The organism is Aquimarina sp. EL_43 (assembly GCF_943422735.1).
GTDB lineage: Bacteria > Bacteroidota > Bacteroidia > Flavobacteriales > Flavobacteriaceae > Aquimarina > Aquimarina megaterium.
Window position 1 is genome coordinate 5,189,412 of record NZ_CALSBR010000001.1, and the last position, 16,113, is coordinate 5,205,524.

Sequence of the window (16,113 nt, forward strand, 5' to 3'; positions counted from 1 at the left end):
TTATATCTTATACCAATAATAAAATAAGAAAGAGAGCCCTATTTCTATCCTATTTCGTATCTAAAACACATACTAAAATGCTAACAAATAATAGATGATCACTTCATACAACTTCTATTTCTGTCATATAGAGATATATGAAGATTATGTAAAGGCTATAATGAAAGAAGGAATTACAGTCTTACCAGAACATAACGATGTCTTGCTAATGATTACAGAAAAACATTTCAAAGACAAACCTTTTGTTTATATCACACACCGCATTAACTCTTATGCTGTAAATCCAACGGTATACTTAGAAACTGCCAAAATCACAAATGTGATTGGATTTGCGGTAGTATCTGCCGATCATAGACAAAAAATACAAACAAAGCTCGAAAAAGCTTTCTTTAACAAAGAGTTTAAACTATTTGACACTTTGGAGCTAGCCCTGAAATGGAAAGATAATATGATCAGAAAATATAAAGATCAAAAAATATTATAAATAAACTATAAAGCGATACTTGTAGTGATACAGTATCGCTTTATTATAGTTATTAAGTTTATAAATTATTTAGCAATATTTACTGCTCTTGTCTCTCGTATTACGGTCACTTTTACCTGACCGGGATATGTCATATCTGTCTGCACTTTTTGAGAAATTTCGAAAGAAAGGCTAGCTGCTTTTTCATCATTCACTTTTTCGCTTTCAACAATCACACGAAGTTCTCTACCTGCCTGAATCGCATAAGCTTTTTTCACTCCATCAAATCCAAAAGCGATTCCTTCTAAATCTTTCAGCCTTTGTATATAAGAATCCAATACCTGACGTCTGGCCCCTGGTCTGGCTCCGCTAATCGCATCACACACCTGAACGATAGGAGAAATTAGCGATGTCATCTCTACTTCATCATGATGCGCTCCTATAGCATTACAGACTTCTTGTTTTTCACCATATTTTTCTGCCCATTGCATTCCCAGAATAGCATGCGGTACTTCTGTTTCTGTATCCGGAACCTTACCAATATCATGCAGCAAACCTGCTCTTTTTGCTAGTTTTGGATTTAACCCTAATTCTGAAGCCATTACGCCGCATAACTTAGCAACTTCTCTTGAATGCTGTAAAAGATTCTGACCATAAGAAGATCTATATTTCATTCTACCTATAGTCTTAATTAGTTCTGGATGCAATCCATGTATCCCGAGATCAATTACGGTACGCTTACCGACTTCAATAATCTCTTCGTCAATTTGTTTCCTTGTTTTTCTTACTACTTCTTCTATTCGTGCAGGATGAATCCTCCCATCGGTCACTAATTTATGAAGTGACAATCGAGCCACTTCTCGTCTTACAGAATCAAAACAAGATAAAATTATTGCTTCAGGAGTATCATCCACTATAATTTCGACTCCTGTAGCAGCCTCAATAGCTCTAATATTTCTACCTTCTCGACCAATAATCCTACCTTTTACATCATCACTTTCAATATTAAAAACCGAAACACAGTTCTCAATTGCTTCTTCTGTGCCTATTCTTTGAATAGTATTAATTATTACTTTCTTAGCCTCCTGTTGTGCAGTTAGCTTAGCTTCTTCAATAGTATCTTGAATAAGTGCCATAGCATCAGTCTTTGCCTGCCCTTTTAAAGACTCAACAAGTTGTTCTTTTGCTTCTTCTGCAGATAATCCTGATATAACTTCAAGTTGTTGTACCTGGCTTTTATGAAGTTTTTTAAGTTCACTTTGTTTCTTTTCTAAATAGTCCTTGCGTTGCTCTCCTTCTTTAATTTTTTCCTCGAGCTCTATATTTAGTTTTTTGTTTTTAGATAATTCATTAGAAACCTGAGATTCTTTATCTCTTGTTCGTTTTTCTGCTTCGGCCATCTTTTTATCTCGCGATAATATTACCTTTTCATGTTCTGATTTTAATTCAATAAATTTTTCCTTAGCCTGAAGTATCTTGTCTTTTTTAATTGTCTCTCCCTCATTTTTAGCATCTCTTAAAATGCTTTCGGAAGTTTTTTTAGCATTTTTAATAATTTCTGAAGCTTTATTACGTTCCAGAACTTTGGCAATGATAAATCCTATCATTAGTCCTGCTACCCCAGCAACTATTAAAAATATAATATTATTATCCATAATTTGTGTTAGTATTTATATAAAAAAAGCCTGCACTAGTAAAGGTTTTGTATAAACTCTGTAAAAACAGGTTTAGGGCTAACAAATTGCTCAAGAATCCGCTCAAGGCGGCGCGCTTTTACAACTTAAACTCACCCTTTTTAATTAATTCTTGTTGAGTTTATCAAAATAACAACTAGTGCAGGCAGTAACCTTATTTATTTTAAAGAACGTTATGATAAATGTTCATGTAGCAAATTATTTAATTCATTTAGTCTATTAGCCACATTAACCGTGTCATCATCTTTATCTATAGTTTTTTGTTCTACTTGTGCCGCAAACTGTAAAGCACACATTGCCAATACATCTTGCTTATCTCTAACTGCATAACTTTGCTCAAATTGCTTTATCATGGCTTCTATCTTTTTTGCTGCTTTCCGTAAACCTTCTTCCTGATCCGGATTAATCGTTAACGGATATACACGATCTGCAATAGATAATTTAATTTTAAGCTTATCTGCCATATTTTACTTATTCAGAAAGTTGTGCGATACACATATCAATCTCTCTTATTAAAGCGTTTATTTTGAGCTTGGTTTCCCTTTTATATTCGTCACTGCCTAATATTGCGTTTGCATTTTTGAGCGCACTGAATTTTTCTTCCCACTGCTTTAATTGATCAATCTGAAGTTCTGAATTAGACTCCAAATCCGATATTTTCTCTTTTAAATTTAAATTTTGTTGCTTAATTAATTCATATTTATGAAGCAACTTACTTATTCTATTTTCAAGAGAATCAATAATTTCAATTAAATCACTCATTGTAAATTTTACACAATACTTCGTTACACAAAGTTAACATACCAATTGAAAAAACCCAATAGTTTTACAACTAATTTTAAACCCTTTCTTTATTGTGGTTTAATCCTCGATATTTCTTCTACTTTAACCAAAGACGATGCGATTATCTGGTGCATATCATAATAACGATATTCTGCCAGTCTTCCTCCAAAAATCACACCTTCTAATTGTTGTGATTCTTCTTTATACTTTTTAAATATTTCTTGATTTCTACCGTTATTAATAGGGTAATATGCCTCTTTGCTTCTATCCCAATTTTCGGGATATTCTTTTGTTATAATTGTTTTATCCTGCTTTCCAAATTCAAAATGTTTATGCTCAATAATTCGAGTAAATGCATAACTTGCATCATTATAGTTTACCACTGCATTACCCTGGTAATTTTCTATGTCATGAAGTTCATGTTCAAATCGTAATGATCTGTATTCTAAATGCCCATGCTTATATTCAAAAAACTCATCTATCTTGCCCGTATATACAATCTTATCGGCTAGAGATTCAAGTTCTATTCTATCTTCAAAAAAATCCACTCCTGTTTTGGTATCAATACCGTCTAGTAAACCATTAATAATTACATTATAACCTCTGACAGGAATTCCTTGATAAATGTCATTAAAATAATTATTGTTATATGTATATCTAACTGGAAGTCTTTTAATAATAAATGCAGGGAGTTCTGTAGCTTTTTTCCCCCATTGCTTTTCTGTATAGGCTTTAATAAAAGTTTCATAAATATCTTTCCCTACCAAAGATAAAGCTTGTTCTTCAAGATTTTGTGGAGATTTTACTCCATATTGTGCTACTTGCTCATCAATAATCTTTTTTGCTTCCTGCGGTGTCTTGGTTCCCCATAGTTGATAAAACGTATTCATATTAAAAGGCAGGTTATACAGTTTACCTTTTGACAATGATAATGGAGAATTTATATAATTATTAAAAGTTGCAAATTGATTTACATAATCCCAGATTTTTTTATCATTAGTATGAAAAATGTGAGCTCCATATTTATGTATATTAATTCCTTCTTTTTCCTCGCAATATACATTTCCGCCTAAATGATCTCGTTTATCTATCACAAGACATTTTTTACCCCGATTAGTCATTTCGTGAGCAAAAACACTCCCAAACAATCCTGCTCCTACAATTAGATAATCATATCTCTTTTCTTTCACTAGTATATTTTTTTATTCGAAATGGTTTCTAAAAAATTCAGTTGTCAAAACTACTATTTTTAAAAGGATTTTATAGGTAATAATTACACATCAAAAAATCAAAATTGATAATCTTCTTAAAATAGGGTATAAAAAATAAAATGTGTGTATCTTTCCCACGATAAATTTACATATTCATATGAAAGGATATTTCATTTCCAGAAATTACAAATCTCTTTTTAACGCCGCTGGTAAAGCAAAAACTGATTGTGAGTCTATTCTAACCGAAATGGGGTTTAAAAACCTTGGATTCAAACAATCTTCAATCCCTAACTCTGCAATTGGTGCTCTAAAAAACTTTTTCGGCATTACCTTCGCCCTAATACGATTACCTTACAAGTCAACATTATGTACACAATATCCTCTAAATAAATTTAGAAACTATGTCTTATTTGTTGCAAAAATAAAAAGATGTAAAATCATTACTATTGTTCATGATGTGCGTTTTTTGAAAGGTAGAACTAGTGATGCAAATAAAGAATTAAAAAAAATAATTTCTTCAGATGCCATTATTGTGCATAATGATTCGATGAAGAATTGGTTTTTGGAACAAGATGTTAAAATCCCAATAATTGTACTCGGAATATTTGACTATATCTTAAATAAAGGATTACCTGATCAAAACAATGATGTTACAGGAGAAAAGATACACGAAGTAGTATATGCGGGAGGTTTTGGAGAAGGTAAAAATTCCTATATCTATGATATTGACCTACTCGAAAGAAAAAATTTCAGAATGAATCTGTATGGTATGGGATTTGATTATCAAAAACTCAAAACCGAAAAAGAAACATCTGTACTTACTTATGAAGGAGCATTTCCTTCTGATGTGGTTGCTTATCATATCAAAGGATCTTTTGGATTAGTATGGGATGGTATCTCTACAGAAGAATGTAGTGGTCAATACGGACAGTACTTAAAATACAATAACCCTCATAAAACTTCATTGTATATTTTATGTGGATTACCTGTAATTGTATGGGACAAAGCTGCCATTAGTACTTTTATAACAGATAACAATATTGGCTTTACAGTTTCTAATTTAGATGAATTAAGTAACAAATTAGAAAGTTTATCATTAGAAGAATATAAAAAAATGAAAACTAATGTAGATTTGGTTAGAACAAAAATTATTTCTGGTGGATATTTAAATGACGCTATTAATCATGCACTGAAAATAACATAATCTAACAAAAAAATAAGTAGTTTTATAAGCACATTTCATAAACACACACATAGATACCCCCTTTTATGAGAAAGATTATAGTTTTTATTGTACTTGGCTTTTCTTTTTGCTATGGACAAAAGAACCTTCCAAAAGACTATTTTATTCGTCCTCTGGATATTCCTACTGTAGTTTCGGGAACATTTGGCGAGTTGAGATCTAACCATTTTCATTCTGGATTAGATATGAAAACTAAGGGCGAAGAAGGATTAAATGTATACGCTACAGCATCTGGTCGAGTAACTAGAATAAAGGTTTCGCATGGCGGGTATGGTAAAGCATTATATATTGCACATCCCAATGGATATACAAGTGTATATGCCCATTTAAAAAAATTCTCTCCAGAAATTGAAGCTTTTGTAAAAGAAAGACAGTACGCAAAAGAATCTTATGAAATAGAACTTTTTCCAAAATCAGGTTCGTTAATGGTTAAGCAAGGTGATGTTATAGCATACAGCGGTAATACCGGAGGAAGTTCTGGACCTCATCTTCATTTTGAAATTAGAGATTCGAGATCCAGACCAATGAATCCAATGAATTTTGGTATAGAAGTAAAAGATACCAGAAAACCAATCATAAATAGTCTTTGGGCCTATAGTCTGGATAAAGACGCACATATTAATGGTGCGCAAAAACCAGTTAGATTAAAGCTTACACCTCTAGAAGACGGTAGTTTTAAAGCAGAAAACCTAAGTGCATATGGTAAAATCGGTTTTGGCGTAGCTACCATAGACAAACAAGATTTAGCCGAGAATAATAACGGTGTATATGAAATAACTACTCTAATTAATGGTCAGGAAAATTTAAAAATAGAAATGAATCGTTTTTCTTTTGCCGAAACACGATATGCAAATCGGATTATTGATTACTCCTATTTTAAAGAATACAGAAGTAGAATAACAAAACTCTTTGTTGAAAAAAACAATCCGTTGACCGTTTTTAAAAAGAAAGTAAATAACGGTATTGTTACTATTCAAGATAGCCTTTCTTACAACTATACCATTCATATCAAAGATTTTAAAAACAATACCACTACAATTACTATTCCTGTACAAGGAAAGAATGTAGAAACAATCACTAAAACAGATATTCCTAAAACATCAGAATACGCTAAAGCAACAGAAAATTATACGTATAGCTCTGGTTTTTTTGACCTTTTTATTCCTAAAGGTGCATTATATGAAAATACCTATCTAGACATATCTGTTAATGGAGAAAAAATTAAAATCCACAATAACAAAACTCCGTTACATAAAAACATGACTCTGGTTTTTGATGTATCAAGGTATAGTGAAGAAGATAAGAAAAAACTATATATAGGCCGTTTAAATGGCTCTAAAACACCATCATACTCTAGAACATCTAAGAAAGGTAATCGGTTCTCGACCAGAACACGTACTTTTGGAACATACTCCTTATTTACCGACAACCAGAAACCTACAATAATACCTATTAATGTTTCTAGCAAAAAATGGATATCAAAGGCCACACATTTAAAAGTAAAAATCAATGATTCTGAATCTGGAATAAAAAGTTATCGAGGTACTATAAATGGAAAATTTATTTTATTAGAGTATGATTACAAGACCGGAATGTTAATCTATGATTTTAATGATAAAAATCATGTGGACTCAGAAAATAATTTTAAACTTGTTGTGTTAGATAAAGTAGGTAATCGAGCAACGTTCGAAACCACTTTTTTTAGAAAACCTTAAATACTCTTATTTCTTGAAACCTAATTTTTTCCCTCTTTTGATTTTACTGATTCTAATCAGTATTTCTTCTTCGGCTCAGACCGCAACGTTAAAAGGTGTTATTCTTAATGAAAACAATATTCCCATTCAAGGAGCTAACATCTCTTATAACGATTCTGGTACTCAATCTGATAAAAACGGTGTATATCAACTTAGTATACCAGCTAATCAAGAAATTACAATACACATATCTCACATTAGTTTAAAAAATGTACAATTTGTTATTAATCTTGAAGAAAATCAAGAATATGAACTTAATCCAGTACTAAAAACAGATATTGAACAGATAAGTGAAGTTATTATATCGGGTAGAGAGCGAAAAATTGTAGAAGGAATTACAACATTAGATCCCGAAACCATTAGAACCACCCCTTCTGCCAATGCAGGTGTAGAAGGACTCCTAAAGAGTTTACCCGGGGTAAGTTCTAATAACGAATTGAGTACGCAATATTCTGTTCGTGGAGGAAATTATGATGAAAATTTGGTTTATGTAAATGAGATCGAAGTTTATCGTCCTTTTTTAGTAAGATCAGGGCAACAGGAAGGTTTAAGCTTTGTAAATACGGATATGGTTCGTAATGTAGATTTTTCTGCAGGAGGGTTTCAAGCTAAATATGGAGACAAACTTTCTTCAGTTTTAGATATTACCTATAAAAGACCAACAAGATTGGGGGCAACAGCAGATTTAAGCTTACTGGGAGGTAGTGTTTCTGCAGAAGGAATTTCTAAAAACAAAAAACTAGCTGCTATTGTTGGTGTGCGATATAGAGATAATAGCTTATTAGTAGATGCAAAAAATACTGAAACCAATTTTCAACCTAGATTTGCAGATGTACAAACGTATCTTTCTTATAATTTTTCTAGTAAATTTGAATTAGGCTTCTTAAGCAATTTAGCACTTAACACCTATGACTATGAACCATTAACCGAACAGGTGAATTTTGGAACATTACAAACAGTGCAGGCATTGACTGTTCGTTATGATGGACAAGAAAAAGATCGGTATGAAACTTATTTTGGAGCACTAAAAGGGACCTACAGAGCCAATGACAACTTAACTCTAAAATTAATTGCCTCTGGATATCACACACAAGAACAAGAGCATTATGATATTTTTGCAGCATATGCACTGGGTACTGTAAATACCGATATCGGGAGTGAAAACCTGGGAGAAGTAGAATTTAGCGAAGGTATAGGTTCTCAATTAACGCATGCAAGAAATGATCTGGATGCATTGATTTATAATCTCGAACATAAAGGAACATATGTTGCAGATCAACATCAGTTTGATTGGGGTATCAAATATACCTCAGAAGACATTAGAGACCGTTTACAAGAATATGAAATCATTGATTCTGCTGGTTTTTCTATCAGACCTCCTGTATTGGATTTTGTAAATGATCAGCCATACACTCCTTTTGCAAGTCCTATTGTTCCTTTTACTAGCGTAAGAGCTACAAATAGCACCAAAATTGATCGTATTTCTGGATATGCACAATACAGCATTCGCTCTAATATAAAAGAAAATGAAATTTGGGCAAACGTAGGCGTTAGAGCACATAACTGGAATATTTATGGAAACACAGTTGATAGCTCTGATTCGCAAATTGTATTTAGCCCTAGAGCTCAGGTTGCGATTAAACCTAATTGGAAATCTGATATGATCTTTAGAATCTCTGGAGGGTTATACCACCAACCTCCTTTTTATAGAGAGTTACGAGATTCATTGGGAGTGGTACGACCAGATGTTAAAGCACAACAATCAATACATATTGTATTAGGTAATGATTACAGCTTTTCTATGTGGAAAAGACCATTTAAATTAACTACAGAGTTATATTATAAAAAACTAACTAATGTAAACCCGTATACTATCGAAAATGTTAGGATACGATATCGCGCAAGAAATAATGCAGAAGCATATGCACAGGGAGTGGATTTAAGGCTTAATGGAGAATTCGTTCCTGGTACAGAAAGCTGGGTGAGTCTCGGGTATTTAAAAACTGAAGAAAATATCGATAAGCGTGGTTATATTTCTCGACCAACGGATCAACGACTCAAAATCGGAGTATTATTTCAGGATTATGTTCCCTCTATCCCAAGTTTAAAAATGTATTTAAATATGGTCTATCAAACAGGAGTACCAGGAGGTTCTCCCAGTTATGCCGATCCATATAATTTTCAGACCAGATTACGAGATTACCGAAGAGCCGATTTAGGCATCTCATATGTTGTTGTTGATCAAAACAAAAGATTAAGAGAAGGTCATTTTCTTAATATGTTTAGAGAACTAAACCTAGGTTTTGAGATCTACAATATCTTTGATAATCAAAACACGATTACTAACACTTTTGTAAGAGATGCAGCAAGTCAACGCCAATTTGCTATTCCCAACTATTTAACGCCACGGGTTTTTAATGTTCGATTAAGGATGAAATTTTAAGAAAGAATTATTCTTCTATAAATTTCTTTAAGACATCTACTGTATAATCAATTTCTTCTTTAGTATTAAACTTTGAAAGAGAGAAACGTATAGATGGTTTTTGTAAATCCTCATCAGAAAGGATTTCGGTTAACACATGAGATCCTTTACCACTTCCGCTTTGGCAAGCACTCCCTTTTGAACATGCAATACCATTAATATCTAAATGAAATAATAATATCCCTGCCTTTTCTTCAGAAACAGGTAAACACACACTAATTAAGGTGTATGTACTTTTTTCAGGATCACAACAACTGGCATTAAACTTTACTCCTTCAATGTTATTTTTAAGAGTATCGATAAAGTATTGCTTAAGATTTTTAACGTAGCTCTTTTCTTCTTCTAAATTTTCATATGATAATCGCAATGCCTCATCCATTCCTGCAATATTATGCACGCTTTCTGTTCCTGCTCGATATCCTCGTTCTTGTTCCCCACCAAAAATTAACGGTTTTAACCCAGAATTTTTTCGAATATATGCAAAACCAACTCCTTTTGGCCCATGAAATTTATGAGCACTTACCGCTGTAAAATCAACGTGTAAATTACTTAAATCTACATCATAATGGCCTATTGACTGAACCATATCACTATGAAAAAGTGCTTCATGTTCATTACACAAGTTTCCTACATGCTCAATATCTAATATTGTTCCTACTTCATTATTTACATGCATTAAGCTTACTAACGTCTTCTCATTAGAATTACTAAGAAGTGATTCTAAGTGTTTATAATCAATCGAACCATCTGTATTTATGTTAACATAACTTACTACTATATCGGTACGAGACTCTATTTCCTGTACTGTATGCAATACTGCATGATGTTCTATTCTGGTTGTAATAATATGCTTAACTCCTAAATCCCTAACGGCACTATTTATTGCTAAGTTATCAGCTTCTGTGCCTCCAGAAGTAAAAATAATTTCTGATGCTTTTACCCCTAGATAACCAGCGATGTTTTTACGTGTTTGTTCAATATGATTCTTAGCAGATCGACCATAACCGTGTATTGATGACGGATTTCCATAATCTTCTTTCAATACAGAAACCATTTTAGCAATAACTTCTGGCCTTACCTCTGTGGTAGCCGCACTATCAAAATAAACTTTTTGCATAAAACAAAATAATTAAGTTGTTGAAATAGATATTTATTCGTTTTTTGTAAAAAAAACTTTAATTTTTACAATATTCCCAATTTTCCGACTACAAAACTAATCTAAATAAAATTATTTTCGAGTACACACGTTATAATCTTTCAATTCCTTTACTTTTGTCAAAAAAAATACTCATTCTGACATGAAAAAGTTGTTTTCATTTCTCTTTTTATTATTATTTCTCACCTCGTGCGATGATGGTGATATAGTGATCACCAGTTTTGAGTTTGATGATGTTGACTTACAACTTTGTAAAGGTGCAAAACCAAATGAATTTGTTTTTTTCAAGATTAGCAAAACTATAAACGAAGCTATTTCTTATAACTTTATAAGTGAGAACTTTTCTGATACTATCGCAACACCCACACCCATTGCTATCCAATTAGGTGAAAGTTCTAGTAATTTAATATATAGAAATTTCAATGCCCCGGTAACTGCAGATTATTTTTGTTCTAATGTACCTTCTAGTGAAATCGTAATTATTGAAGAACTTAATGGTACTACAGGAACATCTGAAATTTTAACTGAAATCATTACAGAAGATGATGATGATGGAATTCCGGCAGAACAAGAAGATCTGAATGGTAATGGCAACCTTGATGATGATGATACCGATGGCGACGGAATCCCTAATTATAAAGATCAGGATGATGATAATGACAACATTCTAACAAGTGTTGAGTTACCAAATGATATTCCTGATAATGATGATCCACGAGACACAGATGGAGACGGCACACCTGATTATCTCGAAGAAGATGATGATAATGATGGAATCTTAACTCGTAATGAAGATGCAGATATGAATGGAAACCCAAGAGATGATAGAGATTCTGTTTCCGGAAAATTATTTTACCTAGATGCAGAATCGACTAATAGTGCAGTTGCAGTAGATCCTGTCCTTGACAACACTATAAAAACTACATTTAGAACCACTGTATCTATAAACGGCCTTGTTTTTGATGGTAACAATCAGAATTTTAAAGACAAGAATTTTTCATTTGGTTTTAGGGATATTACCATCCCTAAGACTACCAAAAAAGAGTAGCTCATACCACATTATTATGAATAATTTTTTTTACTATATAATTTTTATTGCAGTACTGGTTAGTTGTAGTGAAGGAGATGTTATTGAAAATGACATCAGTAATTTCACAGCTCCGTTAGAGAATTGCTCTAATCAAAATGAAGATACTTTTGTTTTTTTCAAAATTGATCCTCAAATTAATCAATCTCTTTCTCTTAGCTTCACAAGCACTACTTTTGAATTAAATACAGTTCCAGAAAGCCTTACTCATACTGTAGCACTTAATAATACTACAAATATCCTAATATACAGACAATTTAATACTCAAATCGATGGTACTGTATATTTTTGCAGCAGTGTTCCTCCCAGTGGTATTACAGTTACTCAAGAGCTAAAAAGTTCTAACGGAAATGCTGAAATAAAATATGTCGTAAAGAGTGATACAGCTACAGAAACTGTCTACACCAGAACGATAACTCTTACCGATATCACTCTGGAAGGAGCTGGGATTGCAATACGACAAGAACTATTACAACTAGGTGAAGATGAGATTACTGTTTTAAAATAACTATTTTGGGTTTTGAACAATATACACCTCTGTCGCTCCTAGTCCATATTTTCTATAGTTACCTTCTGAAATTCTGATATTATCATATCTCCCAAAAAGGTATTTGAGTTCTTCTTTTAAAACTCCTTGCCCTACTCCATGAATAAAAACCACATTGGGAATACGTTTACTAATTGCGAAATCCAGTTGTCTTTTTGCAGTATCCAATTGCAATGTTATCATATCATGATTTGTCATTCCCTTGGTTGATCTCACTAATTTGTTAATATGTAAATCAACTTCCATTGGTGGCACATCTCGTTCTTTTGGTTTAGCAATAGGTCTTTTGGGCTTTTTTTTAAAGACCTCCTTCTCCTGCAAGTTCTTATGTATCTCTTCATAAGAAGGCATAATAAGCTCTCCTGACTTAATTTTTACCACTTCACGAATAAAAAATGTCATATCAAACCCATCTTCTGTTTCAATTGTTACTTCATCAGCAGTAACTGCTACAACTTCGCCTGTTATTGGTTCGTCCAAAACAGATACAGTATCCCCTATTTTAATCATATCATTCTTCTTCTTCAAGGTATGGATCAGAATCAATTTTGGTTTTCGATTTCACATTGGTATTAATAAGAAATACTCCTAACATTAAAAAAACCACTCCAATACTCTGGATGTAATAGTTTTTCGTTATCGAAGAAATTTCACTTATCAATGCAATAGCCCCAATCATTACCAAAAGTATACTTATAATTTTTTTGACCCTACGATAATTCATTTGCCTAATCCTTTTTTTATTAATCCAATAGATAGTATAATCAATATCATCATTCAATATCTTAAGAATTGATTTCTTTTCAAATAATGACTTCAAGGTATTTTTCTTTATACCTGATCCAATACTTCTCTTTACGAATTGCAAAAGTATTAAATAATAGATTTTTGAACCTGCAAATATTTTAAATAACTTAATTATGTATATTGCAGTTAATAATTATAAAGTTTTTCGCTTTTGGAGACCTATATGTTACCTTGTTTAAACAAAAAAATTTTTGGAGTTGATTGTTTAGGCTGTGGAATGCAAAGATCTATTTCTCTCTTACTCAAAGGAGATTTTGTTGCTGCGTTTTATATGTATCCTGCGATTTATCCTCTTTTACTATTACTAATATTTTTGGGATTCAACTTTTTTATCAAATTTAAATATGATAGACTTATAAAAATGGGTCTTATGGTTACAGCCATACTTACTATTATTATAAGTTATGTAATCAAAATGAAAATTATTTTTAACTAATCAATCTAAATTATGGAAAAACAAACATTACCTAATTCTACCCTAATCCTCGTTTTTGGTATTCTATCAATCTTAGGATGCTGTTGTTATGGTGTGCTAGGAATTATCCTTGCTATTGTAGCTATAGTACTTGCTAAAAAAGCTACTGCATTATACAATGAAAATCCAGAATTATATACTGGATATCAAAATGTTAAAACAGGTAAGATACTAGCAATTGTAGGTTTAATATTAAGTATTATCTATTTAATCTATGTTGTTTTCATATTTGCAACAGTAGGATATGATGGTATACTAGATATGCAAAGAGAAATGATGGAACAGTACGGAGGGTAATCTGTAAATAATTTAATTTTTAAAAACTGTTCGGAATAGTATTTCGAACAGTTTTTATTTAGAATAAATGTCTTACTCATATAATTTGTGGAACGGTTTATTAACTATATTGAATCTAATCTATTACAATGTCCTACCAAAAAACTAATGGGTATTGATTGTTTAGGCTGTGGTTTTCAACGAAGTTTTTTATTACTCATCAAGGGGGATTTAGTAGAGTCGTTTCTAATGTATCCTGCGCTTATTCCATTACTATTAATGTTTGGATATCTAATTGCTCATCTTCTTCTAAAGTTTAAAAAAGGTGCTAAAACCCTTCAATATTTTTATATTTTAAATAGTATACTTATCATTACAAATTATATTATAAAATTCTAATACATTATATGGAAAACAAACAACAATTGCCAAATGCTACATTGGTATTAATATTTGGGATCGCATCAATAGTAACCTGTTTCTGCTATGGATTTCTGGGGTTAGTATTTGGTATCATTGCCTTGGTATTAGCTAAAAAAGCTAAAGAATTATATCTGGCAAATCCAGAATTATACACAGGATATGAAAATCTAAATGCAGGTAGAATTTGTGCTATAATTGGTACTATATTAAGTTCTTTATACCTACTAATTATTATTGGGTATATAATATTTATGGGTGCTCTAATGCCTTGGTCAGAAATATTAAATCAATAAAATTTTTGCGTACAATAAAAAAAGGAGGCCATTGTGCCTCCTTTTTTATTATATATGAATTTTGAATAGTATTTCACTATTTCTCAAACTCCTTTAACGTTTTGATAATAATGCTCACACAATCCAGTAGTTGTTCTTTATTCATTACTAATGGTGGAGCAAAACGAATAATATTACCGTGGGTTGGTTTAGCCAAAAGACCATTTTCTTTAAGCGCCACACAGATATTCCAGGCAGTATCACTATCCTCAGAATCATTAATTACAATCGCATTTAGCAATCCTTTACCGCGAACTAAATTCGCTATATTAGATTCTGCAATGTATTTACCAAGTTCTGATCTAAATAATTGACCTAATTCTTCTGCATTTTCTGCTAATTTTTCATCTCTTACTACTTCTAAAGCTGCTACTGCTACTGCTGCTGCAACAGGGTTACCTCCAAAAGTACTACCGTGATTTCCTGGTCTTATAACACTCATGATTGTATCATTAGCTAAAACTCCCGATACAGGATATGCTCCTCCACTTAACGCTTTTCCAAGAATCAAGATATCTGGTTTAACATTTTCATGATCAACGGCTAGTAATTTTCCTGTACGTGCGATTCCTGTTTGAACCTCATCTGCAAGAAATAGTACATTATGTTTTTCACAAAGCGCTTTGGCTTTGGCCAAAAATCCTTCAGAAGGAACATAAACTCCCGCTTCTCCTTGTATAGGCTCTACCAAAAACCCTGCAACATTAGTATTACTTTCTAAAGCCTGTTCTAAAGCAGATAGATTATCGTATTCAATTTTTATAAACCCTGCAGTATAGGGTCCAAAGTTTTTTCTAGCTACTTCATCATTCGAAAATGATATGATTGTTGTTGTTCTTCCATGAAAATTATTTTCGCACACAATAATCTGTGCTTCATTTTCTGGAATACCTTTCTTCTCATATGCCCATTTCCTACAAAGTTTCAATGCTGTTTCTACTGCTTCTGCACCAGTATTCATTGGTAATAATTTATCAAAACCAAAATACTCAGTCGCAAACTTCTCGTACTCACCTAATTTATCATTATAAAAGGCTCGCGAGGTTAGTGTTAATGTTTGTGCCTGATTAACCATTGCTCCTACTATTTTAGGATGACAATGCCCTTGGTTCACTGCAGAATATGCACTTAAAAAATCATAATACTTTTTACCTTCTACATCCCAAACATACACACCTTCTCCTTTGTTTAAAACAACCGGTAACGGGTGATAATTATGAGCTCCGTACTTGTCTTCTAATTCAATTAAATGCTGTGATGACTTTTTCTCTAAGATTGCCATTATTCACGTATTAAAAATAAAACTTTACAATTCCTACTTCGACACAAAGTTCGGGAGAGAAATCATCCTATTGAAGTTGGTTGCAAATTACTAAATAT

At 32.2% G+C, this 16,113-nt stretch carries 18 protein-coding genes and 1 other RNA gene; 10 read left to right on the top strand and 9 right to left on the bottom strand.

Annotation, left to right across the window (positions count from 1 at the left end; translation table 11 throughout):
* Window positions 1–94: 94 nt before the first annotated feature.
* Entirely contained in the window at window positions 95–484 is a 390-nt protein-coding gene (locus NNL09_RS22345; RefSeq protein ID WP_196911380.1) for a hypothetical protein, read from the top strand.
* A gap of 65 nt (window positions 485–549) precedes the next feature.
* Here NNL09_RS22345 and rny read toward each other — a convergent pair whose 3' ends face one another.
* From rny to glf, 5 genes are all read right to left on the bottom strand, one after another.
* Window positions 550–2,118, bottom strand: coding sequence for a ribonuclease Y (gene rny / locus NNL09_RS22350; protein ID WP_025667462.1), 1,569 nt, complete (start codon window positions 2,116–2,118; stop codon window positions 550–552).
* 53 nt (window positions 2,119–2,171) lie between these two features.
* A non-coding RNA gene (gene ssrS, locus NNL09_RS22355) (6S RNA) lies at window positions 2,172–2,278 on the bottom strand.
* A 52-nt stretch (window positions 2,279–2,330) separates the two neighbouring features.
* Window positions 2,331–2,621 (bottom strand): cell division protein ZapA, encoded by a 291-nt coding sequence (locus tag NNL09_RS22360; RefSeq protein WP_025667461.1) that lies wholly within the window; start codon window positions 2,619–2,621, stop codon window positions 2,331–2,333.
* A 7-nt stretch (window positions 2,622–2,628) separates the two neighbouring features.
* Window positions 2,629–2,919: a hypothetical protein gene (locus NNL09_RS22365; protein WP_025667460.1), complete on the bottom strand. Its 291-nt coding sequence runs from the start codon at window positions 2,917–2,919 to the stop codon at window positions 2,629–2,631.
* Window positions 2,920–3,008: 89 nt separating this feature from the next.
* Window positions 3,009–4,130 (bottom strand): UDP-galactopyranose mutase, encoded by a 1,122-nt coding sequence (glf, locus tag NNL09_RS22370; RefSeq protein ID WP_196911381.1) that lies wholly within the window; start codon window positions 4,128–4,130, stop codon window positions 3,009–3,011.
* A gap of 178 nt (window positions 4,131–4,308) precedes the next feature.
* Here glf and NNL09_RS22375 point away from each other — a divergent pair, with 178 nt between their 5' ends.
* From NNL09_RS22375 to NNL09_RS22385, 3 genes are all read left to right on the top strand, one after another.
* On the top strand, window positions 4,309–5,355 hold the full coding sequence (locus NNL09_RS22375; protein WP_025667458.1) for a hypothetical protein: 1,047 nt from the start codon (window positions 4,309–4,311) through the stop codon (window positions 5,353–5,355).
* Window positions 5,356–5,420: 65 nt separating this feature from the next.
* A complete protein-coding gene (locus NNL09_RS22380; RefSeq protein WP_025667457.1) occupies window positions 5,421–7,109 on the top strand; it encodes a M23 family metallopeptidase in 1,689 nt (562 codons plus the stop codon).
* Between the two features lie 13 nt (window positions 7,110–7,122).
* Entirely contained in the window at window positions 7,123–9,591 is a 2,469-nt protein-coding gene (locus tag NNL09_RS22385) for a carboxypeptidase-like regulatory domain-containing protein (protein ID WP_196911382.1), read from the top strand.
* A gap of 7 nt (window positions 9,592–9,598) precedes the next feature.
* Here NNL09_RS22385 and NNL09_RS22390 read toward each other — a convergent pair whose 3' ends face one another.
* Window positions 9,599–10,747: a cysteine desulfurase family protein gene (locus tag NNL09_RS22390; protein ID WP_196911383.1), complete on the bottom strand. Its 1,149-nt coding sequence runs from the start codon at window positions 10,745–10,747 to the stop codon at window positions 9,599–9,601.
* A 181-nt stretch (window positions 10,748–10,928) separates the two neighbouring features.
* Here NNL09_RS22390 and NNL09_RS22395 point away from each other — a divergent pair, with 181 nt between their 5' ends.
* Entirely contained in the window at window positions 10,929–11,834 is a 906-nt protein-coding gene (locus NNL09_RS22395) for a hypothetical protein (protein ID WP_196911384.1), read from the top strand.
* A 16-nt stretch (window positions 11,835–11,850) separates the two neighbouring features.
* Complete coding sequence (locus tag NNL09_RS22400; RefSeq protein WP_196911385.1) at window positions 11,851–12,381, top strand: hypothetical protein; 531 nt, start codon at window positions 11,851–11,853, stop codon at window positions 12,379–12,381.
* Here NNL09_RS22400 and NNL09_RS22405 read toward each other — a convergent pair whose 3' ends face one another.
* Both NNL09_RS22405 and NNL09_RS22410 read right to left on the bottom strand, forming a co-directional pair.
* Entirely contained in the window at window positions 12,382–12,930 is a 549-nt protein-coding gene (locus tag NNL09_RS22405) for a DNA mismatch repair protein MutS (protein WP_196911386.1), read from the bottom strand.
* 1 nt (window position 12,931) lies between these two features.
* Complete coding sequence (locus NNL09_RS22410) at window positions 12,932–13,240, bottom strand: hypothetical protein (protein WP_152538383.1); 309 nt, start codon at window positions 13,238–13,240, stop codon at window positions 12,932–12,934.
* A 204-nt stretch (window positions 13,241–13,444) separates the two neighbouring features.
* Between NNL09_RS22410 and NNL09_RS22415 the strand changes: the two genes are divergently transcribed.
* From NNL09_RS22415 to NNL09_RS22425, 4 genes are all read left to right on the top strand, one after another.
* The gene (locus tag NNL09_RS22415) at window positions 13,445–13,663 is read left to right on the top strand and encodes a DUF2752 domain-containing protein (protein ID WP_370540763.1); all 219 of its coding nucleotides are present in this window, start codon (window positions 13,445–13,447) and stop codon (window positions 13,661–13,663) included.
* Between the two features lie 12 nt (window positions 13,664–13,675).
* Window positions 13,676–13,999, top strand: coding sequence for a CCC motif membrane protein (locus NNL09_RS22420; RefSeq protein ID WP_025667449.1), 324 nt, complete (start codon window positions 13,676–13,678; stop codon window positions 13,997–13,999).
* 87 nt (window positions 14,000–14,086) lie between these two features.
* On the top strand, window positions 14,087–14,377 hold the full coding sequence (locus tag NNL09_RS26325) for a DUF2752 domain-containing protein (protein WP_196911387.1): 291 nt from the start codon (window positions 14,087–14,089) through the stop codon (window positions 14,375–14,377).
* Window positions 14,378–14,385: 8 nt separating this feature from the next.
* Entirely contained in the window at window positions 14,386–14,694 is a 309-nt protein-coding gene (locus NNL09_RS22425; RefSeq protein ID WP_025667447.1) for a CCC motif membrane protein, read from the top strand.
* A 76-nt stretch (window positions 14,695–14,770) separates the two neighbouring features.
* Here NNL09_RS22425 and rocD read toward each other — a convergent pair whose 3' ends face one another.
* Complete coding sequence (gene rocD, locus NNL09_RS22430) at window positions 14,771–16,015, bottom strand: ornithine--oxo-acid transaminase (protein WP_025667446.1); 1,245 nt, start codon at window positions 16,013–16,015, stop codon at window positions 14,771–14,773.
* Between the last annotated feature and the right edge of the window lie 98 nt (window positions 16,016–16,113).